The 22,652-nt window shown below is 63.6% G+C and carries 18 protein-coding genes and 1 pseudogene; 5 read left to right on the forward strand and 14 right to left on the reverse strand.

Translation table 11 applies throughout. The annotated features are described in order from the left end of the window. Nucleotides 1-14 precede the first annotated feature (14 nt). The 6 genes from ACTJKT_RS14155 to ACTJKT_RS14180 are packed head-to-tail and all read right to left on the reverse strand — an operon-like array spanning nt 15 to nt 4,254. A complete protein-coding gene (locus ACTJKT_RS14155; protein WP_440787531.1) occupies nt 15-1,694 on the reverse strand; it encodes an AMP-binding protein in 1,680 nt (559 codons plus the stop codon). Further along, nucleotides 1,691-2,236 (reverse strand): hypothetical protein, encoded by a 546-nt coding sequence (locus tag ACTJKT_RS14160; protein WP_440787532.1) that lies wholly within the window; start codon nt 2,234-2,236, stop codon nt 1,691-1,693. The genes ACTJKT_RS14155 and ACTJKT_RS14160 overlap by 4 nt, the downstream gene beginning before the upstream one ends. Then, a complete protein-coding gene (locus ACTJKT_RS14165; protein ID WP_007926835.1) occupies nt 2,233-2,487 on the reverse strand; it encodes an acyl carrier protein in 255 nt (84 codons plus the stop codon). The genes ACTJKT_RS14160 and ACTJKT_RS14165 overlap by 4 nt, the downstream gene beginning before the upstream one ends. A gap of 9 nt (nt 2,488-2,496) precedes the next feature. Continuing rightward, a complete protein-coding gene (locus ACTJKT_RS14170; RefSeq protein WP_025808152.1) occupies nt 2,497-2,757 on the reverse strand; it encodes a phosphopantetheine-binding protein in 261 nt (86 codons plus the stop codon). Next, on the reverse strand, nt 2,732-3,547 hold the full coding sequence (locus tag ACTJKT_RS14175; RefSeq protein WP_440787533.1) for a lysophospholipid acyltransferase family protein: 816 nt from the start codon (nt 3,545-3,547) through the stop codon (nt 2,732-2,734). Before ACTJKT_RS14175 ends, ACTJKT_RS14170 begins: the two co-directional genes overlap by 26 nt. Next, a complete protein-coding gene (locus tag ACTJKT_RS14180) occupies nt 3,523-4,254 on the reverse strand; it encodes a beta-ketoacyl synthase chain length factor (RefSeq protein ID WP_440787534.1) in 732 nt (243 codons plus the stop codon). The genes ACTJKT_RS14175 and ACTJKT_RS14180 overlap by 25 nt, the downstream gene beginning before the upstream one ends. 332 nt (nt 4,255-4,586) lie before the next feature. Here ACTJKT_RS14180 and ACTJKT_RS14185 point away from each other — a divergent pair, with 332 nt between their 5' ends. After that, nucleotides 4,587-5,357 carry a ParA family protein gene (locus ACTJKT_RS14185; protein WP_097305890.1) on the forward strand — a complete coding sequence of 257 codons (771 nt, stop codon included), beginning with the start codon at nt 4,587-4,589 and terminating at the stop codon, nt 5,355-5,357. A 95-nt stretch (nt 5,358-5,452) separates the two neighbouring features. Here the strand turns inward: ACTJKT_RS14185 and trxC are convergent, their stop codons facing one another. Continuing rightward, nucleotides 5,453-5,887 carry a thioredoxin TrxC gene (gene trxC / locus ACTJKT_RS14190; RefSeq protein WP_007926827.1) on the reverse strand — a complete coding sequence of 145 codons (435 nt, stop codon included), beginning with the start codon at nt 5,885-5,887 and terminating at the stop codon, nt 5,453-5,455. Between the two features lie 224 nt (nt 5,888-6,111). Here trxC and ACTJKT_RS14195 point away from each other — a divergent pair, with 224 nt between their 5' ends. Next, nucleotides 6,112-6,408 carry a type II toxin-antitoxin system HigB family toxin gene (locus ACTJKT_RS14195; RefSeq protein WP_023970158.1) on the forward strand — a complete coding sequence of 99 codons (297 nt, stop codon included), beginning with the start codon at nt 6,112-6,114 and terminating at the stop codon, nt 6,406-6,408. Beyond that, complete coding sequence (locus ACTJKT_RS14200; RefSeq protein WP_440787535.1) at nt 6,405-6,806, forward strand: helix-turn-helix domain-containing protein; 402 nt, start codon at nt 6,405-6,407, stop codon at nt 6,804-6,806. The genes ACTJKT_RS14195 and ACTJKT_RS14200 overlap by 4 nt, the downstream gene beginning before the upstream one ends. 4 nt (nt 6,807-6,810) lie before the next feature. Here ACTJKT_RS14200 and selO read toward each other — a convergent pair whose 3' ends face one another. The 5 genes and pseudogenes from selO to ACTJKT_RS14225 all read right to left on the reverse strand — a co-directional run. Then, nucleotides 6,811-8,274 (reverse strand): protein adenylyltransferase SelO, encoded by a 1,464-nt coding sequence (gene selO, locus ACTJKT_RS14205; protein WP_440787536.1) that lies wholly within the window; start codon nt 8,272-8,274, stop codon nt 6,811-6,813. A 48-nt stretch (nt 8,275-8,322) separates the two neighbouring features. After that, on the reverse strand, nt 8,323-11,670 hold the full coding sequence (gene mscK / locus ACTJKT_RS14210) for a mechanosensitive channel MscK (protein ID WP_440787537.1): 3,348 nt from the start codon (nt 11,668-11,670) through the stop codon (nt 8,323-8,325). 35 nt (nt 11,671-11,705) lie between these two features. Continuing rightward, complete coding sequence (locus tag ACTJKT_RS14215) at nt 11,706-13,448, reverse strand: potassium/proton antiporter (protein ID WP_440787538.1); 1,743 nt, start codon at nt 13,446-13,448, stop codon at nt 11,706-11,708. Between the two features lie 208 nt (nt 13,449-13,656). After that, the gene (locus ACTJKT_RS14220) at nt 13,657-14,529 is read right to left on the reverse strand and encodes a methyl-accepting chemotaxis protein (RefSeq protein WP_440787632.1); all 873 of its coding nucleotides are present in this window, start codon (nt 14,527-14,529) and stop codon (nt 13,657-13,659) included. Next, nucleotides 14,512-15,282 (reverse strand): annotated as a pseudogene (locus ACTJKT_RS14225) (MCP four helix bundle domain-containing protein); the annotation flags it as partial. The pseudogene ACTJKT_RS14225 and the gene ACTJKT_RS14220, both read right to left, overlap by 18 nt. A 281-nt stretch (nt 15,283-15,563) precedes the next feature. On the opposite strand from ACTJKT_RS14225, the gene ACTJKT_RS14230 reads away from it, so the two are divergent. Both ACTJKT_RS14230 and ACTJKT_RS14235 read left to right on the forward strand, forming a co-directional pair. Continuing rightward, nucleotides 15,564-15,794, forward strand: a complete 231-nt coding sequence (locus ACTJKT_RS14230) for a hypothetical protein (RefSeq protein WP_440787539.1) — start codon at nt 15,564-15,566, stop codon at nt 15,792-15,794. Beyond that, nucleotides 15,791-16,093 carry a cell division protein ZapA gene (locus ACTJKT_RS14235; RefSeq protein WP_009041856.1) on the forward strand — a complete coding sequence of 101 codons (303 nt, stop codon included), beginning with the start codon at nt 15,791-15,793 and terminating at the stop codon, nt 16,091-16,093. The genes ACTJKT_RS14230 and ACTJKT_RS14235 overlap by 4 nt, the downstream gene beginning before the upstream one ends. Nucleotides 16,094-16,196: 103 nt before the next feature. On the opposite strand, the gene ACTJKT_RS14240 is transcribed toward ACTJKT_RS14235, so the two are convergent. After that, on the reverse strand, nt 16,197-17,999 hold the full coding sequence (locus ACTJKT_RS14240) for an acyl-CoA dehydrogenase (RefSeq protein WP_440787540.1): 1,803 nt from the start codon (nt 17,997-17,999) through the stop codon (nt 16,197-16,199). Between the two features lie 339 nt (nt 18,000-18,338). Beyond that, the gene (gene putA, locus ACTJKT_RS14245; RefSeq protein WP_440787541.1) at nt 18,339-22,292 is read right to left on the reverse strand and encodes a trifunctional transcriptional regulator/proline dehydrogenase/L-glutamate gamma-semialdehyde dehydrogenase; all 3,954 of its coding nucleotides are present in this window, start codon (nt 22,290-22,292) and stop codon (nt 18,339-18,341) included. Between the last annotated feature and the right edge of the window lie 360 nt (nt 22,293-22,652).

The raw sequence follows: 22,652 nt of genomic DNA on the forward strand, positions 1-22,652 counted from the left end.
CGAGGGCCAATAACTTATCCACAGGCGTTCTCCAGCAGGATGCGGCCGCTGGAGCAGGCGGCGGTGTCATTGCGATAGGCAAAATAGAGTTTGCCGCGCTCATGATCGAAGCGCAGATGCAATTGCACCTGGTCTCCGGGGCGCACCAGTTGCTGGAACTTCAGCACTTCCATGCCGGCAAAGCGGCCCGGCAGGCCGAGGAACTGCTGGCCCAAGGCCAATGCCCAGTCCACCTGCACCACGCCCGGCAGCACCGGGGTCTGGGGGAAGTGGCCGCTGAAGTAGGCCAGGTCCGGCGGGATCGCCAGTTGCAGGCTCCATTCGCCGTCGGCCTCGAGCTGTTCCAGCACTTCCGGCGCCCGTGGACGCGGGGCCAGCAGCAGGGCTTCGACGTCGGCCTGGGGCAGCTTGCCCTGGCTGTTCAGGGGCAACTGGCGCAGCAGGCGCCAGCGGCGCGGCAGAGCCAGGGCCTCGCAATGCTGGCTCAGGTGCTGGCGCAGCGCTTGGGTGAGGGCCCGACGACCCTGATTGCGCAAGGCGTGCAGGCCTTGTTCGCTGAGGACCAGCAGCGCGCCGAGGGAGGCGCGGTTTTCCCGGACCACCCCAAGGCGCGCTTCGGCGACCCAGGCATGCCCGGCCAGGGCCTGTTCCAGCATCGGCAGGGAAATGCGTTTTTCTTCCAGCTTGACGATCCGGTCCAGGCGCCCGAGCAGCTCGAAACGCCCATCGGCGGCGATGCGCGCGGCATCGGCGGTATGTTCGACATGCCCGGCCGGCAGGTAGGGCGAGGCGATCAGCAAGGCACCGTCGCTGTCCTGGCTCAGTTCGACCCCGGCGAAGGCCTGCCACAGGCTGTCGCCCTGGCGCCAGGCGATGCCGCCGGTTTCCGAACTACCGAGGATCTCCGTTGGCCATTGTTGCAGGCGCTGGTGCAGGCCTAGCGCGGCGTCGGCGGGCAGCGCGCCGCCGGAGGAAAATACCCGGCGCACCGGGCTCAGGGCCGGCCAGTCGAGGTTGTCGCCCATGCGCTTGAGCAGCGCCGGGCTGGCGACCCAGGCAAAAGCCGGGTGTTCGCGGCTGGCGCGCTGCAGGTCTTCCGGGAACGGCAACTGCCGGCGGACGAAGGTGCGCCCGGCGCAGAGCGGCCAGAGCACACGGAACAGCAGGCCGTAGATATGTTGGGTGGCAACGCTGCCGATGATGCAGGCCTGGCCCAATCCCTCGCCCCACAATTGCTCCAGGGCCTCGACTTCGTTGGCCAGCTGGCGCAGGGATTTGTCGATGCGCTTGGGTTCGCCGCTGGAGCCGGAGGTGCACAGGCTCAGGCGACAGGTGTCGAGATCAAGTTCGGCGGCGGGCAATGGCGGCTGCTCGAAGTCGGCCAAGTGGGCGTCGCCGGGCTGGTCGGTCAGCCACAGATCGACCTGCGTCGACCAGCGTTGCCGGGTCTGGGGTTGCAGGTCGGCGGGCAGCAGCACGCTGACCCCGGCGCGCCAGGCGCCGAGCAGGGCGATGGCCAGCTCGGCGGCATCTTCCAGGTGCAGGGCCAGGCGCTGTACGCCCCTGGCCTGCAGGCCTGCGGCCAGGCTCAGGGCCTGGTGCTGCAGCTTGCTGTGATCGAGTGCCGGTTCGAGCGTGACGGCCCGTTCCGGCAGCGACTTGAGCAGCAGGTGCTCAAGTTTTATCCAATTCATGCGCGGCCTCGTACGCGTTGTCGTAACAGCCATTCAATGGCAAACAGCAAACCCATCAGCCCGTAGGCGATCAGGCCGTTGTACAACGTCCACCAGCTCAGCGGCGCCCACAGGGTCAGGGCGGCGGCGAGCAATCCGTTACAGAGGAAAAAAACACTCCAGGCGACCGTCACCTGGCGGGTGTAGCGAATCGCCTTTTCCGGCAGTTCCGGCTCACTCAGGCGGGCCAGGCGTTCGGCCACCGGCGGCCCGAATTTCAGGCTCAGGCCGAACAGCGTGAGCATGAAGCCGCTGACCAGTACCGGGTACCAGCGCAATAACGATGGGCTGTCGAACAGCGCCAGCAGCAGGCAGAAGACCAGGGCGGCGCCCGCCATCAACAGGCTGCCGGGGCGCCGTTCGCCAGTCAGGGCCCGTGCCAGCCACAGGCTGCCGAGCAGCAGGCCGAACTGCCACGGCGCGAAATGCTCCATGCCGAAATACACCGCAAAGGGATACAACAGGCCCGCCAGCAGCAGGCCAAGGCCGATCAGCCGGCTCATGCGGCCGGCTGGACCAGACGGTACACCGCCTCGACCACGTCATTGACGGTACGCACCGACTTGAATTCCTCGGCGGCGATTTTCTTGCCGGTCTTGCGCTTGATGTGATCAATCAGGTCGACGGCGTCGATGCTGTCGATTTCCAGGTCTTGATACAGGTTGGATTCCAGGCTTACGCGTTCCGGTTCCAGTTCGAAGAGTTCCACCAGGGCATCACGCAAGGTGTTGAAGATGTCGTCGCGAGTTTGCATGGTCCGGTCTCAAGCTGCCTGTTTTGCAGTGACGAACGCCGCAAGGCTCGCCACGTTGGTGAAGTGGTTGCGGGTGTCCTTGGCATCGGCGTCGATCTTGATGCCGTAGCGTTTCTGGATCGCCAGGCCCAGTTCCAGGGCGTCGACCGAGTCCAGGCCCAGGCCTTCACCGAAGAGCGTCTGCTCGTTGCCGATGTCTTGCACGCTGATGTCTTCGAGGCCCAGGGCATCGATGATCAACATTTTAATTTCTAGGTGCAGATCGCTCATCTTCGGCGAGCTCCTTAATGAAGTAGTGATGCAAATAATCGTTGAGCTTGCGCGAGGCCTGCGGTGCGGGGCCTTGGGCGGCAAAGGCATACGGGTCTATATCGGCTCCGACGCGAAAACTGAAGTGCACGCGGCGCATCGGGATGCGATACCAGGGTTCGGCCTTGGTCAGGGTGGTCGGGCTGACCTTGATGACCACCGGGGTGATGATTCTCGCACCCCGCAAGGCGATTGCCGCGCCCCCCCGATGAAAGGCCGGGGCCTGGCCCGGCTGGGTGCGCGTGCCCTCGGGGAAGATCACCAGGGTCTGGCCATTGCGCAGCGCTTCGCCGGCGGCGTCGAGCATGTCCATGCTGCCATCGTTGCTGATGTATTCGGCTTCGCGTATCGGGCCGCGGGTAAAGGGGTTCTGCCACAGGCTCTGCTTGACCACGCAGTTGGCATTGCGCACCAGGCCGATGAGGAACACCACATCGATCAGCGACGGGTGGTTGGCGATGATCATTTGTCCGGGGCGGCCGAGCTTTTCCGCACCCTCGACTTCATAGGTCAGCACGCCGCTGCGGGCCATGAAACGGATGAACAGCCAGAACAGCCGGCCAATGGTGCGCCGCGCGCGCTGGCGGTGCGCTTCGGCATCGCCCGGCAGGCAGGCGAGCAGCGGGAAAACCACCAGGCGCAGGCCCAGGCCGACCAGGCCGAACAAGGCGAAGCTCGCTGCCGTGGCGACCAGGCGCCAGTAGTAGGCGTCGCGGGGTTTTGTGTTTACAGCTTGCGTTGCCAGTTCCATACACGGTTCTTCCAGGCATGTTGGCAGGAGGTCTGCTCGCCGAGCAGGGTACGCAAGAGATTCAGGGCATGGGGCCACTCGGCGCGCGGTGCTTCCTCGGTGGCGGTGCCGAGCGTCAGTTGCCACTGCTTGCCGGGGGTCAGCAGCAGGCCCACCGCATAGGGGAAAGGCACGTCGTCGATCCAGGTGGCATAGGCTTCGGGCGGCTGCTCTTCGGTGACCACCAGCAGCACCGCCGGGGCGCCTTCCTCGAGCAGCGCCGCGGCCTCTAGCATGCCGTGTTCGAGGCCATCGCCGGCGGCGGCAAGGGCGGTCATTTCGCTGGTTTCGCCACGCATGATCGACCACAGGCCGATCACCGCGTTGTGCACCGAGAGGCTGAACTGGGTCGGCGACAATGGCTGGTCGGCCGCCAGGTCGCTGAGGATGTCGAAGGTCCGTGGCGTTTCGCCATGCCGGGAAATAAAGACCAACGGTAGCTGTTCCAGGCCTTCGGCCAGGGGCCAGCCTACGCTGAAGGCCATGCGGGCCAGACGGCTGAGGCGCCGGCGCTGCATGGCAGGTAGAAAGGACACGTCCGGGGCAGCATCACTGCTCTCGAGCACGACCGGCTGTCGGCTCCAGGCCTGCCAATCGTCCACGCTTTCGAGCCCAGGGGCCCACGCGCGCCATTGGGCGATGTTGAAGTTGATCACTTGAAGATTCATCCCGCCCCTGCGGGCTTCTTTGGCGTGTCAGTCGTTCCGAACGATGACTCACCGTGCACGGAGCTACAGCCGAATGGCGCGCATTATCCCGGTGTGACTGGCTTGTAGCAAACACTGGTTACGTTTCGCACAGTAAAAAACGACAAATCTGATAGGTGAAAAGTGTCATTTGGCCATTATTGGAAGGAGCGGGGCGAGAACGCGAACACTTTTAAAAAGTCTAGGCTGTTTCCGGCCATTGGAGCTGACTTGGCAGTCTGCCGTCGGCGAGGTAGCGAAGCAGCGCTGCTGGCTACTACACTCGGTGATCTTTGATGCAGGGAGGTTCTGACATGCGGCGCGTGGTGTTCAATCAGAAAGGGGGAGTCGGCAAGTCGAGCATTGCCTGCAATCTGGCGGCCGTGAGCGCCAGCGAGGGGTATCGCACGCTGCTGGTGGACCTGGATGCCCAGGCCAACTCCACTCAATACCTCACCGGCCTGACCGGCGACGACATCCCCATGGGGATCGCCGACTTCTTCAAGCAGACCCTGTCTTCCGGACCCTTCTCGAAAAAGAACCAGGTCGATATCTACGAAACGCCGTTCGACAACCTGCATGTGGTGACGGCCACCGCCGAGTTGGCGGATCTGCAGCCCAAGCTTGAGGCGAAGCACAAGATCAACAAGCTGCGCAAACTGCTGGACGAGTTGGCCGAGGACTACGACCGGATCTACCTGGACACCCCGCCGGCCTTGAACTTCTACGCGGTTTCGGCGCTGATTGCCGCCGATCGCGTATTGATCCCCTTCGACTGCGACAGCTTTTCCCGCCAGGCGCTGTACGGCCTGCTGGCTGAAATCGAAGAACTCAAGGACGACCACAACGAGGAACTGCAGGTCGAAGGCATAGTGGTCAACCAGTTCCAGGCCCGTGCCAGCCTGCCCCAGCAAATGCTCGATGAGCTGATCGCCGAAGGCCTGCCGGTATTGCCGGTGTACCTGGCCAGTTCGGTGCGCATGCGCGAGTCCCACCAGGCCAGCCTGCCACTGATCCACCTCGACCCCCGGCACAAGCTGACCCAGCAGTTCGTCGACCTGCACAACCTGCTGGAAAGCGCCTGACCCCCTTCTGTAGGAGCGAGGNTCGTCGTCGGTTGTCAGACCCTTATCGCGGGCAAGCCTCGCTCCTACGGTTCAAGGCGATTTCGAAATGGCGGTCAGATGCCCTGGCTGCGCAACCAACTCATCAGCTGCGGTAACGGGAAGGCGCCACTCTGGCGTGCCACTTCCCGTCCGTTCTTGAACAGAATCAGGCTCGGAATCGAGCGAATTCCCAACTGCGCCGACAATTGCTGATTGGCTTCGCTGTCGAGCTTGGCCAGTCGGCACTTGCCCGCCAATTGCGCGGCCGCCTGCTCGAACACCGGCGCGAAGGATTTGCACGGCCCGCACCAATCCGCCCAGACATCCACCAGCAACGGCAGGTCGCCCTTGATCTGGCTGGCGTAGTCGCCTTGTTTCAGTTCGAAAGGCTGGTTCAACAACACCTGGCCTTTGCAGCGCCCGCATTTGGGCTGGTCGCCGAGGCGCTCGGCGGGGATGCGGTTCAAACCGTTGCAATGGGGGCAGGGGATCAGCAGTGGATCGGACATGAGGGACTCCGGGACAAGTGGTCAATAGCCCCGATCTGGAGTCTGTGGGCTGGTTTATCAAGCTGTTGCATACGCTCATACATCTTTGCGCGGCAACCCTCTGCTCGGTTCTAGGCTGGAGAGAGGCGATGCTCCGTGCCATTGGTCCGAGAGCATTTATAGCAACTTGCGATAAGTTGTCTCACCCTCTAGGCTGCCATAGCAGTATGCGATAGGGACTTTGCATGCGTGTAATCACGGCTAAACGAATTTGGGATGCCAAGGAAAAATGGCCGCATTCGGCCAAGGCGTTGGATGATTGGTATCGTGCGCTTAAGCGCAATCGGCTTGCGGATTTTGCCGCGATGAAGGCGATGTTTCCGGCGGTGGACAAGGTCGGACCGCTGCATGTGTTCGATATCGGTGGCAACAAGATACGACTGATTGCATTGGTCCGTTACACGACGCAAAAGCTCTATATCCGCCATGTGTTGGACCACCGTGAATATGACCGGGGTAAGTGGAAGGAGGATCGAGGATGAGTGCGTTGATCGAGCAAGTGGCCGAACACTGGCAGTTCGTTGCGCCGTTGCTGCGCAAGCCGAAAACCGAGGCGGACTACGACAGGCTGGTTCAGGCCCTTGACGAGTTGCTGGACCTGACAGGGGAAGATGAAACCCATCCTCTCAACAGCCTGGTGGACATCATCGGGGACTGGATCGAAGCCTACGATCTCGAGCATCGCCCGATGCCTGTCGCCAGCGGAGTAGATGTGTTGCGCTACATGATGCGCGAACACGGCCTGACCCAAAGCGACCTGCCCGGTGTCGGTGCGCAGTCGGTGGTCTCGGAGATCCTGAGCGGCAAGCGCCAGCTCAACCTGCGGCAGATCCGCTGGCTGGCCGCACGTTTCAAGGTATCGATGGAGACCTTTACCTGACCCCTCAGGACGAGCAACTGATTTCCAGGTGCTTGCCCCATTCGGGCGGTCGTTCGGCGTAGCTGTCCATGCCAGCCTGTTGTTCGAACGGCTTGCTCAGCACCGCGTGCAGGCGGCGCACCTCGGAGTAATCCCCTTGCTCGGCGGCATCTATGGCCTTCTGCGCCAGGTAATTGCGCAGGATGTACAGCGGGTTGACCCCATGCATGCGCGCGCGGCGCTGTTCTTGAGTGTCGTCCTGCTCGCGGGCGACCCGGGCCTTGTACAGATCGGCCCAGGCATCGAAGCCCTGGCGGTCGACGAAGTCGTCGCGCAATCGGGCCACGGCCAGTTCAGCTGATTCATCCCCCAGGCGACGGAAGAACAGGCTGTAGTCCACGCCGCTGTCTTGCATCAATTGCAGCAGGCGCTCCACCAGCTTTTGATCCTCGTCTTCGGCGCTGGTCAGGCCGAGGCGGCGGCGCATCAGGTCCAGGTAATGGGCCTGGAACAGCGGCAGGAACAGACCGAGGGTTTCCCGCAGGGCCTCGACACTGATGAAAGACGTCAGCGCCTGGGCCAGGGCGCTGAGGTTCCACTGGCCGATCGGCACCTGGTTGCTGAACGAGTAGCGCCCCTGGTCGTCGGAATGGTTGCAGATGAAATGCGCATCGAAGTCGTCGAGGAAGGCGAACGGCCCGAAGTCGAAGGTCACGCCGAGGATCGACATGTTGTCGGTGTTCATCACCCCGTGGCAGAAACCGTAGGCCTGCCATTTGGCGATCAGTTCGGCATTGCGCTCCACCACTTCGCGGAACATCGCCAGGTAGGGCTCCGGCTGCTCCAGGCACTCGGGAAAGTGCATGGCCAGCACGTGCTCGCCCAGCTGTTTCTGCTGCTCGGGGCGTTTGGTGTAATAGAAGTATTCGAAGTGGCCGAAGCGGACATGGCTGGGCGACATGCGCAGCAGCATCGCCGCGCGCTCCTGTTTCTCACGCCAGACCGGGGTGTCGGAGCCGATCACGCACAGCGCCCGGGTGGTCGGAATACCCAGGGCGTGCAGCGCCTCGGAGGCGAGGAATTCGCGGATCGACGAGCGCAGTACGGCGCGGCCATCGCCCATGCGCGAGTAGGGGGTCTGGCCGGCACCCTTGAGGTGCAGGTCCCAATGTTCGCCGGCGGCGTTGTACACCTCGCCCAGCAGCAAGCCGCGACCATCGCCCAACTGGGGGTTGTAGGAGCCGAACTGATGCCCGGAATAGACCATCGCCCGGGGCTCCGCTTCGGCCCACAGCTTGTGCCCGCCGAACAGCTCGGCGAACACCGGGCTTTCGGCGGCCTCGGGGTCCAGGTCCAGCAGCGCCATGGCCGCCGGGCTGGCCACCACCAAGCGTGGATGGTCGATCGGCTCGGGCAGTACATGGGTTGAGAACGCATCGCCCAGGCGGGCGAAGCGATTGTCGAAGGTCAGTTCGTCGAGGGCTTTCAACGGCCATCTCCAGCAGAATGTCCGAGCATTCTGCTAGGGATAGCGCCCTTAGTCGAGCTTGCTGGAGGGTGGTTCCTGCAGCGGTTTGCCGTCGGGCAGCGGGACTATGGTCTTGGTCTCCGGCTCGATGGGCACCATCTTGTATTCCTGGCCATGGAGGTTCTTCAGGTAGACCTCCATCTGGCGGAACGAGATGTTGATGTGCTGCTTCTTGAACTCGCGGTTGATGAAGCGGTTGACCTCGTCGAGCACCGGGTTGCGGTCCCCCAGTTCGCGCACGTGCATGCGCAGTTCGTGGTCCAGGGTGCTTTCGCCGAAGTTGAGGAAGTACACGTGGGGCTCGGGTTCTTTCAGTACCCGCGGGTTATCGCGGGCCGCCTTGAGCAACAGCTCCTTGACCAGGTCCAGGTCCGAGCCGTAGTCGACGCCGAGCTTGAGGGTCACCCGGGTGACGGTGTCGGTCAGCGACCAGTTGATCAGTTGCCCGGTGATGAAGGTCTGGTTCGGGACGATGATGTCCTTGCGATCGAAGTCGGTGATGGTGGTGGCGCGGATGCGGATCCTGCTCACCGTGCCCGACAGGTTGCCGATGGTGATGGTGTCGCCGATGCGCACCGGCCGCTCGAACAGGATGATGATGCCGGAGATGAAGTTGGCGAAGATCGCCTGCATGCCGAAGCCCAGGCCCACGGACAAGGCCGCCACCAACCATTGCAACTTGTCCCAGCTGACGCCGAGGGTCGACAGGGTCGAGACGAAGCCGACGCCGGCAATCACATAGGACAGCAGCGTGGTGGTCGCGTAGGCGCTGCCCTGGGCCAGGTTCAGCCTGGACAGTACCAGTACTTCCAGCAGCCCCGGCAGGTTGCGCGCCAGGGCGAAGGTGATGCCGACGATGATCAGCGCGCCGAGCATGTCGCCGATGCTGATGGGCACCATGCTCATGTTGGCGCCAGCGCCGCTGGTGTATTCGTAGAGGGTGATGTTGTCCAGGTAGGAGAACACGCTGATCAGGTCCGACCAGACCCAGTACAGCCCGGCCATGAAGCCGCCGAGCAGGGCCAGGCGGATCAGGCGCAGGGACTGTTCGTTGACCTTCTCGATGTCCAGGGTCGGCTCTTCGACCACCGCTTCGCCGTCGCCGCTCTCCTTGGCGGCCTGGCGTTTGGCCAGGGCTCGCTGGTAGGCCAGGCGCCGGGCGGCGACGCCCAGTCCGCGGACGAAAGTGGCTTCGATCACCAGCCAGAACATCAGCAGGTACAGGGTATTGATCAGGCGGTCGCTGAGCTTCAGCGCGGTGTAGTAGTAGCCGAAGCACACGGCGATGAACAAGGCGATCGGCAGCGCGGTGAACAGCACCGCCACCGCCTTGCGGAACAGCGAGGCGTTCTGGTGCGTCGGGCTGCTCAGCAGGCGGCTGAGCAGCCAGGCCATCAGGGCGTAGCAGGCCAGGACCACGACGATGCCGAGTACGTCATCGGCCAGCGCCGCCGGTTGATGTTCGGCCACGGCGACCACGGCCACCAGGGCCATGACCACCAGCCCGAGGCGCCGGACCCAGCCCTGGAGGAATTCGACCTGGGGCTTTTCCCAGCGAAAGTGCAACTCCGCCACGCCGCCCGGGGCGAGGATCCGGTAGGCGGTGTAGAACACCATCCAGGCCTGGGCCATCTGCAACAGTGCCGCGCCGAGGTTGGCGTTCTGCCCGCGGGCGTCGATCTGCAAGGCCAGGCCGCACAGCGCCAGGCCAAGGGAGACCGGCATCGCCAGCAGGATGTTGACCAGGATCGCCTGCGGCGTGTGCCATTGGCTGTCGCGTTTGAAGTGACCGATGTCCTTGTGCACCTTGTTCAGGCGCAGGTACAGGTTCTTGCGCCGCCACAGCAGGGCCGCGATCAGCAACAGCAAGGGCAGGAACAGCAGCGGCCGTTGCGCCAGGCCGTCGGCCAGTTCGCTCAGGCTGGACGACCAGGGCAGGGTGGTGACCTGTTTGGCCAGGCGCAGCGGCACAGCTTGCAGCCATTCGCCGTCCAGCGGCTTGTTGCTGGGAATCCAGAACATCTGCTCATCGAGGGTCGCGCGCAGGCTTTGCGAGGTGCTCAGCAGTTGCTTCTGGTTGAGCTGCAGGGTGATGGATTCGTTGAGCAGCGCGCTCAGCTCGCGGCTCAGGCGTTCCAGCAGGTCGGCGCGGGTGATGGCCAGGTCCAGCAGGGTCTTGCGCAGTTGCGGGGTGACTTGCTCGGACGGCTGGGTGGCCAGCAGATTGTCGACGTAACTGCTGGGGCTGCTGATCAGCTCGCGCTGCTGGTTGATCTCGAACTGGTACAGGCGGATGTCGGCGATCTGGTCGGCCAGGTCGCGGTCGAGCCGCAAGTGCGGCAGCGCCTGCTTCTGTTTATAGAGGATCTTCGACAGCAGCAGGCTGCCCTTGAGCACGCCGATCTGCTCGTCCAGCGCGGCATCGCTCTGGGTCACGCTGTCGAGTTGCTGCTTGGTCTGCAGGTTCTGCTGGGTCAGCTCGTTGAGGCGGTCGGTGCTTTTGAGCAGGTAGTCGGAGAGCTTCAGGTTGGCCGCGCTTTCGGTGGCCAGGAGGCTGCTGCTGCCGGCCTTTTGCGCTTCGATCGATTGCTGGGTGACGGTTTCCTGGGACTGGGCCAGGCGCTTCTGGTTGATCAGGGTCTGCAGGTCCTGGATTTCCTGCTCCAGGCGCGCGGTCTTTTCCATCAGCAGGTCGTGCTGGCTGTTGCCCAGGTCCTGCAGCTGGCTGTTGCCGGCCAACTCCTGGCGGCGCAGCGGGATCAGCGCGTTGATCGCCGCCAGTTCGGCGTTGAGCTGATTGCGCTGGTCGGCGTTGATCGGTTTGCCGGCGTCCTTGCCGTTCTTGAGGATCGTATTGATCTGCTGGGTACGGGTCTGGCTGCTGCTGATCTCGGCCTGGGCGCGCTCGGGGCGGGTCTGCGCGGTAATGGCCAGGCTATTGGCCTCGGCCAGGGCTTTCTGCATGTCACCCTGCTGGGTGGTGCGCTCGGTCAGCAGTTGTTCGAGCTGCGACACCGGCAGGTTGGCGTAGCGCTGGGCCACCGGCACCACCTTGGTGGCCTTCAGGCGGGTCAGCTCGCGCTGGTTCTCGCTGGTCTGGCGCGGTGCATTGCTCAGCTGCTGCTTGAGATCGTTCAGGCGCTGCTCGTAATCCTGCTTGTTCGACAGCTGGGTCAGGGTCTGTTGCAGCACCGCTTGCAGGGCCTTTTGATCGGCCTCCGGCAATTTGCGCTCGGCGATTTTATCCAGGCTCTGCTGGACGGACTCGGCACTGGGCGGCTCGGCCGCTTGCAGTGGGCCGACAGAAAGGCTCAGGCCCAGCAGGGCAATGGCGAAAAGGGTACGCAGGGTTGGCATAGAGACCGGTCAAGCTGGATGAGAAGTTAGGCAGTTTAGAGGAAGAGTCCGGGGCCCGGGCGACTTCCTTCGGGGAATCTGACGCCCACTTTGCTGATCTTGTTCCCCTCCATCACGGCAACCGTCCAGATGGTGTTGTTCCATTCCACCTGGTCGCCGACCACTGGAGCACCCCCCACTTTCTGGGTGATGAAGCGGCTCAGCGGCATGTCCGGATCGAGCCCTTCGAGTTTCAGCCCGTACAGCGCCGAAACCGCGCCCAGCTGGGCGTCGCCTTCGAGAACGAAGTCGCCGAAGAAGCGCAGATCGAGGCCCCGTTGCGGTGCCTGGCTGAAGAGTTTTCCGAGGGCCAGCAGGTTGTGTTCATGGCCGATGACACAGAGCAAATCATCGGCTTCCAGCACCGTACTACCCGACGGATGGAGCAGTTGCTGGTGACGAAACAGGGCGGCGATACGGGTGCCTTCGGGCATTTTCAGCTCGCGCAACGCTGCGCCGATGCACCATTTCTCCGCGCCGAGGCGGTAGACGAACAGCTCCCATTCGCTGGTGACATGCACTTCCAGGGCGGAGCGGGAGATCGGCGCCGGCTCCGGTGGCACCGTGACTTTCAGCAGCTTGGCGACCCACGGCAGGCTGGTGCCTTGCACCAGCAGGGACACCAGCACGATAAAGAAGGCCAGGTTGAAGTACAGCTGGGCCTCGGGCAGCCCGGCCATCAACGGGAACACCGCGAGAATGATCGGTACCGCGCCACGCAGGCCGACCCAGGAAATGAAGGCTTTCTCGCGCCCGTGGAAGGCCTTGAACGGCAACAGGCCGACCATCACCGACAGCGGACGGGCAAACAGAATCATCCATAGCGCCAGGCCCAGCGCCGGCAGGGCGATGGGCAGCAGGTCGTGGGGCGTGACCAGCAGGCCGAGGACCAGGAACATGCCGATCTGCGACAGCCAGGCCATGCCGTCGAGCATATGCAGGATGCCGTGCCGGCTGCGCACCGGGCGGTTGCCGATCACCAGGCCGCACAGGTACACCGCGAGGAAGCCGCTGCCATGCAGGGCGTTGGTCAGGGCGAAAATCACCAGGCCGCCGGCGATCACCAGGATCGGGTACAGACCGGTGGCCAGGTTGATGCGGTTCACCAGTTGCAGCATCAGCCAGCCGCCGCCCAGGCCGACCAGGCCGCCGATGCCGAATTCGCGCAGCAGATGCCCCAGCAGGCTCCAGTGCAGGCCGGTCTGGCCGCTGGCGAGCATGTCGATCAGGGTCACGGTGAGGAACACCGCCATCGGGTCGTTACTGCCCGACTCGATCTCCAGGCTGGCGGTGACCCGTTCGTTCAGGCCCTTGCCGCCCAGCAGCGAGAACACCGCCGCGGCGTCGGTGGAGCCGACGATGGCGCCGATCAGCAGGCCCTGGATCAGGTTCAGGTCGAACAGCCAGGCGGCCGCCATGCCGGTCAGGCCGGTGGTGATCATCACGCCGACGGTGGCCAGCGACAAGGCGGGCCACAAGGCCACGCGGAAGCTCGAGACCCGGGTGCGCAGGCCGCCGTCGAGGAGGATCACCGCGAGTGCGAGGTTGCCCACCAGGTAGGCAGTCGGGTAGTTGTTGAAAATGATGCCGCCGCCGTCAACGCCAGCGGCCATGCCCACGGCCAGGATGATCACCAGGATCGGGATACCGAGGCGGGACGAAAGAGAACTTACAAGAATGCTCGCACCTACCAGCAACGCGCCGATCAAGAACAGGCTGTTGATGGTCGTTGCATTCAAAGGCTGTACTCCAGAAGCAGAAAGGCGGGCACAAACTGACCATGCAGTCTGCGTGCCAGCGATTCTAACCTGTTGAAATACGATGCTGTCAAAAAGCTTTTGCGCCTGTTTACAGGCGGCAAAAAATCGTCGCCTGGCGCCGGCCGCTGACGGACTTCATGGCAATCCATAGCGGCTGGCGCAGGCGGCGATCAGTGCTGTTGGCGAACTACAGCGTGAACCGCGCCACCATGTTGTTCAGGTCCACGGCCAGGCGGGACAGCTCGTGACTGGCGTCGCTGGTCTGGTTGGCGCCGGTGGCCGATTGCACCGACAGGTCGCGGATGTTCACCAGGTTGCGGTCCACTTCACGGGCCACCAGGGCCTGCTCCTCGGCAGCGCTGGCGATGACCAGGTTGCGCTCGTTGATCTCGTTGACCGCGGTGTTGATAGTGTCCAGGGCACCGCCGGCGCCACGGGCGATGCTCAGGGTCGAGTCGGCGCGCTCAGTGCTGGTGCGCATCGACTCGACGGCGTGCTCGGTGCCGCTCTGGATGCTGCCGATCATGCGCTCGATTTCGCTGGTGGACTGCTGGGTGCGGTGGGCCAGGGCGCGCACTTCGTCGGCGACCACGGCGAAGCCGCGGCCGGCATCGCCGGCCCGAGCGGCTTCTATCGCGGCGTTCAAGGCCAGCAGGTTGGTCTGGTCGGCCAGGCCGCGGATCACGTCCAGCACCTTGCCGATGTCCCGCGACTCCTCGGCCAGCTCGCTGATCCTGTTGGCCGAGCTCTGCACTTCGCTGCTCATGAGCTCTATGGCGCTGACGGTTTCCTGCACCAGGTTGCGGCCTTCGCTGGCCGACTGGGTGGCGTCGTTCGAGGCCTCGGCGGTGCTCACGGCGTTGCGTGCGACTTCCTCGACGGCGCAGGTCATTTCGTTCACGGCGGTGGCCGCCTGTTCGATTTCGTTGTTCTGCTGGGTCAGGCCGCGGGCGCTTTCGTCGGTGACGCTGTTCAGCTCCTCCGCGGCCGAGGCCAGCTGGCTGGCGGAGCCGGAGATATGCAGCAGGGTCTGGCGCAGTTTTTCCTGCATGCTCGCCATGGCCTGCAACAGGCGCCCGGGTTCGTCACGGCCGTTGACCCGGATGCTTTGGCTGAGGTCGCCTTCGGCGATGTTTTCCGCGGCATGCAAGGCGTTGGCGATGGGTTGGGTAATGCTGCGGGTCAGCAACCAGGCGAACACCAGGGTCAGGGTGGTGGACAGGACCAGCAGGGCGACCACCAGGTTGAACGCCGAAGCGTATTCCTCGGCGGCCTGTTCGTTGGCGTCATGGGAGCGCTGGCTGTTGATCTGCACCAGCAGGTTCAGGACCTTGTTGATCTGCTGCGAGTTCTTCATCAGCTCGTTGTTCAGCATCTCTTGCAGCTCACCCAGCTGATTGTTGCGCGACAGCTCTTTGATGCGCTCCTCGAGCTTGCGGTATTCGGCCAGCAGCTTGAGGTAGTGGTCGTAGGCTTCGCTCTCCTCCGGGCTGCTGACCAGCTTTTCATAGGTGGTGCGGATCTTTTCGATCTGCTGGTTGCCCAGCTCCAGCGACTCGCGGGTCTTGGCCTGCACCTCGGGACCGCGGTTGATCACCAGGCGATAGGACAGCACCTGCAGCCGCAGCATCTGCTGGGTGAACTCGTCGATGCTCTGGATGCTGGGCATGTTGTCGGTGGAAATGGTGACGGTCGCCGCGCGAATCTTGCTCATCTGGTTCAGGGCGAAAATGCCCAGGAACAACATCAGGCAGCCGATGAATGCAAAGCCGAGAAATGCCCTCGGTGCGATGTTCATGTTGCGAAGAGACATGGGGATCTACCTCGAGAATGCGCAATCCATGCCGCGGTGGTTGATAGGGCTCTCCTGACCTATCGCGCGGAAAAATGGATTCTTGAAGCAGGGGCGAGAGTTTCAGAAAGATCTGATGAACGACGAAGTGTCAGGAACCAGATGGGGGAATGACAGTCTTTAAAGTTCGCAGGCAAGGTCACCCACCAGGCAAATCAAGGCGTTGCGCCGGGATAACCCTGGCATCCAGGGTGACTTTTCTTTATCGTACGCGCCCTTTGAAAAATGCTCGGAAAATCAAAATGTTGGAAGCATCCCTAAGCCAATTGGAACAGCTTGTCAGTGACCTGGTGCAACAGAACCAGGAGCTGTCGGGCATGAACGAAACCCTCAAGGCAGAACTGGCCCAGGCCAAGGATGAGAACGAAAGCCTGCAACTGAGCCTGATGGAACAGGAAGAGAAGCAAGGCGCCACCGCGGCCCGTATCCAGGCCCTGGTCGAGCGCGTCAGCGCCGGTCCTGTCAGCGCATGAGGCAGGGTGCCGACGGGGTAAAAGTCGTCTCGATTCTCGGTGAGGACTACTCGATCAAGGCGCCGGCCGGGGAAGAGCAGACCCTGCTGGATGCCGCGTTGATGTTGAAGGCCACCCTGGCCGAGACCAAGAAGAAATACCCGACGCTGATCGGTGACCGCTTGCTGGTGCTGGCGGCGATGAACCTGTGTTCTCAGCAGCTGGAAATGCAAAAGCGTCATCAGCAAGAGCTCGACCGTTACCAAGAGCAAGTCAGCGCCACGGTCGAAGTGATCTCCAAGACCATCAGCCAGAACTGATGGGTATACCCGCAACCGGTTACGGTTGTGTCAAAGAAATCGTTATCGCGAGCAAGCTCGCTCCTACAGGTTCAATGCAGNCTCGCGATGCTGTTTCAGAGGTTCAGAACCACTCGTCCTGCATGCTCAGGCAGGTATCGTCCCGCGCTTCCAGCAAGTCCAGTTCGTGATGACAGGCCGGCACTTCCCAGGTCAGGAAGTAACGCGCCGCCTGCAGCTTGCCCTTGTAGAAACCCATATCCGCCGGGTTGCCCCTGGCCAGGCCTTCCTGTGCGCGAATCGCCTGTTCCAGCCAGCGCCAGCCGATCACCGCATGGCCGAAGGCTTTCAGGTACAGCGCCGAGTTGGCCAGGCTGCTGTTGACCTTGCCCTGGGCCAGGTCGGTGAGCAGGCCGATGGTCACGCCTTGCAGGCGCGTCACCAGTTTTTCCAGCGGCTGGCGCAGCGCGGTCAGGGCGTCGTGGGCCTGGGCCCGCTCGCTGGTGTCGGCGATCAGGCGGATCAGTTGCTTGAGGCCCGCGCCGCCGTTTTGCGCCAGCTTGCGCCCCAGAAGGTCCAGGGACTGGATGCCGTGGGTGCCTTCATGGATCGGGTTCAGGCGGTTGTCGCGGTAATACTGTTCCACCGGGTATTCACGGGTGTAGCCGTGGCCGCCGAGGATCTGGATCGCCAGTTCGTTGGCCTTCAGGCAGAACTCCGAAGGCCAGGACTTGACGATGGGCGTCAGCAGGTCCAGCAGTTCGTGGGCCTGTTTACGCTCATCCTCGGTGGCCAGGGTGGTGGTGTCGTCGAACAGCCGCGCAGCGTACAGGCCCAGGTCGAAAGCGCCTTCGACATAGGCCTTCTGGGTCAGCAGCATGCGCTTGACGTCGGCGTGCTGGACGATCGACACCGGCGCGGTAGTCGGGTCCTTGCTGTCCGGCAGGCGGCCTTGCGGGCGTTCGCGAGCGTATTCCAGGGAGTACAGGTAGCCGGCGTAACCGAGCATTACCGCGCCCATGCCGACGCCGATCCGCGCCTCGTTCATCATCTGGAACATATAGCTCAGGCCGTGGTGCGGTTTGCCCACCAGATAGCCGACACACTCCCCGTTATCGCCGAAGTTCAGCGCCGTGGAGGTGGTGCCGCGCCAGCCCATCTTGTGGAACAGCCCGGCCAGCAGCACGTCGTTGCGTGGGCCCAGGCTGCCGTCGTCGTTGACCAGGAACTTGGGCACGATAAACAGCGAAATGCCCTTCACCCCGGCCGGCGCGTCCGGCAGCTTGGCCAGCACCATGTGCACGATGTTCTCCGACAGCGGGTGATCGCCGCCGGAGATGAAGATCTTGTTGCCCTTGAGCCGGTAGGTGCCGTCCGCTGCGGGTTCGGCGCGGGTGCGGATATCCGACAGCGACGAGCCGGCATGGGGTTCGGTCAGGGCCATGGTGCCGAAGAAGCGCCCGTCGATCATCGGCTGCAGGAAGCGCTGCTTCTGCTCCTCGGTGCCGAAGCTTTCGATCAGGTTGGCTGCGCCCATGGTCAGGAAGGGGTAGGAGGTGGAGGCCGCGTTGGCCGCCTGGAAGTGAGCGAAGCAGGCCTGGGACAACAGCGTCGGCAACTGCATGCCACCCGCCTCGAAGCTGCGCGCGGCGTTGAGGAAGCCGGCTTCGAGAAAGGCGTCGACCGCGGGTTTCACTTCCGGAATCAGGATCGCCTTGCCGTCTTCATAACGCGGCTCGTTTTCATCGCCCTTGCGGTTGTGCGGGGCGAAGAACTTCTCCGCGATGCTGCGTGCGGTGCCGAGGGCGGCGTCAAAGGTTTCCCGGTTGTGCTCGGCGAACCGCTCACGCTGGGTCAGGCCCTCGGCATCGAGGACTTCATACAGCTCGAAAGCCAGATTGCGGGAACTGAGCAACGTCTCGGACATGGCGGTCTACCTGTTTTATAGGGAATGCCGCGAGTCTAGGCGGGTGAATAAACCCTGGATAGCAAGATTGATGAGGGTGATAAAGGTGCCAAACAGGCGTGGCTACAGAAAACGCAGAGCCTGTGTAGCCGCTGCCGAGCGCCAGCGAGGCTGCGATCGGCCGCGAAGCGGACGCCAGGCCAAGCGACACCATCCATCAGACATACCGCATCGCCTGGTTTTACGGGGCTACGCCCCGATCGCAGCCTCGCTGGCGCTCGGCAGCGGCTACAGGGGATTGTATGGGGCATGAAAAAGGGCGCCGGTGAGGGCGCCCTTTTCATGTCGCTGACCGACGGCTTAGCCGATGGTCATCAGGCTGGCATTACCACCAGCCGCCGCGGTGTTGACGCTCAAGGCGCGCTCGATCACCAGGCGTTCCAGGGCAATCGCGGTTTCGCCTTGCGACAGGCCGTGAACCCCGACGATGGCGCCGGCACGCTTGGCCACTTGCTGGCAGACCGCGCGCAGCTGGTCGGAGTGGCCGTGATGCAGGACCGCATCGAACACCACTTCGTCCTTGGTCCAGTCGGCCACGCGCTGGATGCGCGCTTGCACTTCCTTCGGCAGGCGGGCGTAGAGCGCCTTGCCCGGCTCGCCTTCCGGCCAGACCGCCGAACCGCCCACGGCCAGGACCGCAGCCAGTTGGCTCAGCAGGTCGCCCTCGACTTCCGCCAGGCACAGCACGTGTTCGCGCGGCAGGATGGCGTAGCTGTTGCGTTCGCCGGTCGGGCCGGCCAGGACGCGGGTGACACCGCTCTGCGACTGCGCCGCGAACTGCGCGCACAGGGCGCCGAGGTCCGCCAGCTTGTTGCTGTCGGCCCAGGCTTGCAGGGCGCCCAGCGGCTTGCTCATGGCATCGCGCAGGCGCACGTCCGGTGCGTTCAGGGCGTCGCCACGGGCGAACGACTGCTCGATGGCGTCGGTCGGACGGGTCGACAGCAGGCGGTACAGGTACAGCGGGCCACCGGCTTTCGGGCCGGTACCCGACAGGCCTTCGCCGCCGAACGGCTGCACGCCGACCACGGCACCGACGATGTTGCGGTTGACGTAGACGTTACCGGCGTTGACGTTGTCGATCACCTTGGCGATGGTCTCGTCGATGCGGGTATGCACGCCCAGGGTCAGGCCGTAGCCGGAGGCGTTGATCTGCGCGATCAGCTGGTCGATGTCCTTGCGCTTGTAGCGCACCACGTGCAGTACCGGACCGAAGATCTCCCGTTGCAGCTCGTCGAAGCTTTCCAGCTCGATCAGGGTCGGCATCACGAAGGTGCCGCGCTTGACTTCTTCGCCCTCGGCGATCGCCACCTGATACACGCTGCGGCCTTTGTCGCGCATGGCCTGGATGTGTTTCTCGATGCCGGCCTTGGCTTCGGCGTCGATCACCGGGCCGATGTCCACGGACAGGCGCTCGGGGTTGCCCAGGCGGCTTTCCGCCATGGCGCCCTTGAGCATTTCGATCACGCGGTCGGCGGAGTCTTCCTGCAGGCACAGTACGCGCAGGGCCGAGCAACGCTGGCCGGCGCTGTCGAAGGCCGAGGAAACGACGTCGATTACTACTTGTTCGGTCAGGGCCGAGGAGTCGACGATCATCGCGTTCTGGCCACCGGTTTCGGCGATCAGCGGGATCGGCCGGCCCTGGGCGTCCAGGCGACCGGCGACGTTGCGTTGCAGCAGGCGCGCGACTTCGGTGGAGCCGGTGAACATCACGCCTTTGACCCGATCGTCGCCCACCAGGCGGGCACCGACGGTTTCGCCACGGCCCGGCAGCAGTTGCAGCACGCCTTCCGGAATGCCGGCTTCGAGCATCAGGCGCACGGCCTGCGCGGCGACCAGTGGCGTCTGTTCGGCCGGCTTGGCCAGTACCGGGTTACCGGCGGCCAGGGCAGCGGCGACTTGGCCACTGAAGATGGCCAGCGGGAAGTTCCACGGGCTGATGCAGACCACCGGACCCAGCGGGCGGTGCGCGTCGTTGCTGAAATCGTTGCGTGCCTGCACCGCGTAGTAGCGCAGGAAATCCACGGCCTCACGCACTTCGGCGATGGCGTTGGCGAAGGTCTTGCCGGCTTCGCGGGCCAGCAGGCCCATCAGCGGCTGGATCTCGCCTTCCATCAGGTCGGCGGCGCGTTCGAGGATCGCGGCGCGCTCGGCCGGCGGCGTGGCCTGCCAGATTGGCGCGGCGTTCAGCGCGCACTGGATGGCGTTGTCGACGTCTTCGACCGTGGCTTCCTGGACATGGCCGACCACGTCGCGGTGATCGGAGGGGTTCAAGACCTGCGCCGGGGTTTCGCTGCTGGAGGCGCAACCGAGCATCGGCGCGGCTTTCCAGTGGTTGTGGGCAGTGGCCAGCAGGGCGCAGGACAACGACGCCAGGCGGTGTTCGTTGGCCATGTCGATGCCGGCGGAGTTGGCGCGCTCGCTGCCATACAGGTCACGCGGCAATGGAATGCGCGGATGCGGCAGGCCGAAGCCGCCTTCCAGGGTCGCCATCTGCTCGATCTGGCTGACCGGGTCGGCCACCAGTTCCTGGATGGAGATCGACTGGTCGGCGATGCGGTTGACGAACGAGGTGTTGGCGCCGTTTTCCAGCAGGCGGCGTACCAGGTAGGCCAGCAGGGTTTCGTGGGTGCCGACCGGCGCGTACACGCGGCACGGGCGGTTCAGTTTGCCATCGGCGACCTTGCCGACAACCTGTTCGTACAGCGGTTCGCCCATGCCGTGCAGGCACTGGAACTCGTACTGGCCCGGGTAATAGTTCTGACCGGCGATGTGGTAGATGGCCGACAGGGTGTGGGCGTTGTGGGTGGCGAATTGCGGGTAGATGACTTCCGGTACCGACAGCAGCTTGCGGGCGCAGGCGATATAGGAAACGTCGGTGTACACCTTGCGGGTGTAGACCGGATAGCCTTCCAGGCCTTCGACCTGGGCGCGCTTGATCTCGCTGTCCCAGTAGGCGCCTTTCACCAGGCGGATCATCAGGCGGTGACGGCTGCGGCGCGCCAGGTCGATCACGTAGTCGATCACGTACGGGCAGCGCTTCTGGTAGGCCTGGATCACGAAGCCGATACCGTTCCAGCCGGTCAGTTGCGGCTCGAAGCACAGGCGCTCGAGCAGATCCAGCGACAGCTCCAGGCGGTCGGCTTCTTCGGCGTCGATGTTCAGGCCGATGTCGTATTGCTTGGCCAGCAGGGTCAGCGACAGCAGGCGCGGGTACAGCTCGTCCATCACGCGCTCGTACTGGGCGCGGCTGTAGCGCGGGTGCAGGGCCGAGAGCTTGATCGAGATGCCCGGACCTTCATAGATGCCGCGACCGTGGGAAGCCTTGCCGATCGAGTGGATGGCCTGCTCGTAGGACGCCAGGTATTTCTGCGCGTCGTGCTCGGTCAGTGCCGCTTCGCCGAGCATGTCGTAGGAATAACGGAAGCCCTTGGCTTCGAACTTGCTGGCGTTGGCCAGGGCTTCGGCGATGGTTTCGCCGGTGACGAACTGCTCGCCCATCAGGCGCATGGCCATGTCGACGCCCTTGCGGATCATCGGCTCGCCGCTCTTGCCGATGATGCGGCTCAGGGACGAGGTCAGGCCGGCCTCGTTGTGGGTGGCGACCAGTTTGCCGGTCAGCAGCAGGCCCCAGGTGGCGGCGTTGACGAACAGCGACGGGCTGTTGCCCAGGTGCGGCTGCCAGTTGCCGGTGCTGATCTTGTCGCGGATCAGCGCGTCACGGGTGCCTTTGTCCGGAATCCGCAGCAGGGCTTCGGCCAGGCACATCAGGGCCACGCCTTCCTGGGACGACAGGGAGAACTCTTGCAGCAGGCCCTGGACGATACCGGCACGGCCGCCGGCGCTCTTCTGGTTGCGCAGTTTTTCGGCGATGGTCGCGGCCAGCTTGTTGGTGGCTTCGGCCATGGTGGCCGGCAGGCGCGCCTGCTCCAGCAGCATCGGCACCACTTCCGGTTCCGGGCGGCGATAAGCAGCGGTGATCGAGGCGCGCAGCACCGACTGCGGCAGGATGCTTTCGGCGAATTCGAGGAAGCACTGGTGGGCGTGGTCGCTCTGCACTTCGCCAGCGTCATCGCCGTCGGTGCGGGTCGAACCGCTCAGCTCGGTCAGGGTTGCACCACCCTCGAGTTTTTCCAGGTAATTGAAAATTGCCTGCTTGATCAGCCAGTGCGGCGTGCGATCGATCGAGGTCGCGGCAGCCTTCAGGCGTTCGCGGGTCGGGTCGTCGAGTTTGACCCCAAGGGTGGTGGTAGCCATATTTTTATCCTCATGTTTACCACGGTTGCGTGGCATCAGCTGGCGGCAAGATTAGCCGTGCGCCGAAAGAGGTGCAACCGGGTGCAACCTGTTTTTTATCGGAATAATCGGCAGCTCATCAGGAATTAATTTCCGGTTCCGGGGCGGCGCTTCTGCTTGGTGCTTTTAATTCGGTTGCGATGGGTTTTTGCTCCAAAAAGGAGCAAAAACGGGGCGTTCGCCGGAAAAATCGCTTAGGTGCAACTTATTCTCACGAAACAGGTTGCACCTTCTTTGAGTTGTTGAATAGCATTCGCGCCCAAGGTGCAACCGGTCCTCGCGACCGGTTCATCGGCTGATGGCTTTCCTGGGGAAACATCA

Source organism: Pseudomonas sp. 22526 (assembly GCF_052044735.1).
Taxonomy (GTDB): Bacteria; Pseudomonadota; Gammaproteobacteria; order Pseudomonadales; family Pseudomonadaceae; genus Aquipseudomonas; species Aquipseudomonas piscium.

Coding starts and splice junctions, on each gene's coding strand:
- ACTJKT_RS14230 (WP_440787539.1), top strand. CDS start 15,564: ATGTTGGAAGCATCCCTAAGCCAATTGGAACAGCTTGTCAGTGACCTG.
- ACTJKT_RS14185 (WP_097305890.1), top strand. CDS start 4,587: ATGCGGCGCGTGGTGTTCAATCAGAAAGGGGGAGTCGGCAAGTCGAGC.
- ACTJKT_RS14170 (WP_025808152.1), bottom strand. CDS start 2,757: ATGAGCGATCTGCACCTAGAAATTAAAATGTTGATCATCGATGCCCTG.
- trxC (WP_007926827.1), bottom strand. CDS start 5,887: ATGTCCGATCCACTGCTGATCCCCTGCCCCCATTGCAACGGTTTGAAC.
- ACTJKT_RS14220 (WP_440787632.1), bottom strand. CDS start 14,529: ATGGCGAGCATGCAGGAAAAACTGCGCCAGACCCTGCTGCATATCTCC.
- ACTJKT_RS14165 (WP_007926835.1), bottom strand. CDS start 2,487: ATGCAAACTCGCGACGACATCTTCAACACCTTGCGTGATGCCCTGGTG.
- mscK (WP_440787537.1), bottom strand. CDS start 11,670: ATGCCAACCCTGCGTACCCTTTTCGCCATTGCCCTGCTGGGCCTGAGC.
- ACTJKT_RS14155 (WP_440787531.1), bottom strand. CDS start 1,694: ATGAATTGGATAAAACTTGAGCACCTGCTGCTCAAGTCGCTGCCGGAA.
- ACTJKT_RS14180 (WP_440787534.1), bottom strand. CDS start 4,254: ATGAATCTTCAAGTGATCAACTTCAACATCGCCCAATGGCGCGCGTGG.
- ACTJKT_RS14160 (WP_440787532.1), bottom strand. CDS start 2,236: ATGAGCCGGCTGATCGGCCTTGGCCTGCTGCTGGCGGGCCTGTTGTAT.
- ACTJKT_RS14240 (WP_440787540.1), bottom strand. CDS start 17,999: ATGTCCGAGACGTTGCTCAGTTCCCGCAATCTGGCTTTCGAGCTGTAT.
- ACTJKT_RS14195 (WP_023970158.1), top strand. CDS start 6,112: ATGCGTGTAATCACGGCTAAACGAATTTGGGATGCCAAGGAAAAATGG.
- putA (WP_440787541.1), bottom strand. CDS start 22,292: ATGGCTACCACCACCCTTGGGGTCAAACTCGACGACCCGACCCGCGAA.
- ACTJKT_RS14175 (WP_440787533.1), bottom strand. CDS start 3,547: ATGGAACTGGCAACGCAAGCTGTAAACACAAAACCCCGCGACGCCTAC.
- ACTJKT_RS14200 (WP_440787535.1), top strand. CDS start 6,405: ATGAGTGCGTTGATCGAGCAAGTGGCCGAACACTGGCAGTTCGTTGCG.
- ACTJKT_RS14235 (WP_009041856.1), top strand. CDS start 15,791: ATGAGGCAGGGTGCCGACGGGGTAAAAGTCGTCTCGATTCTCGGTGAG.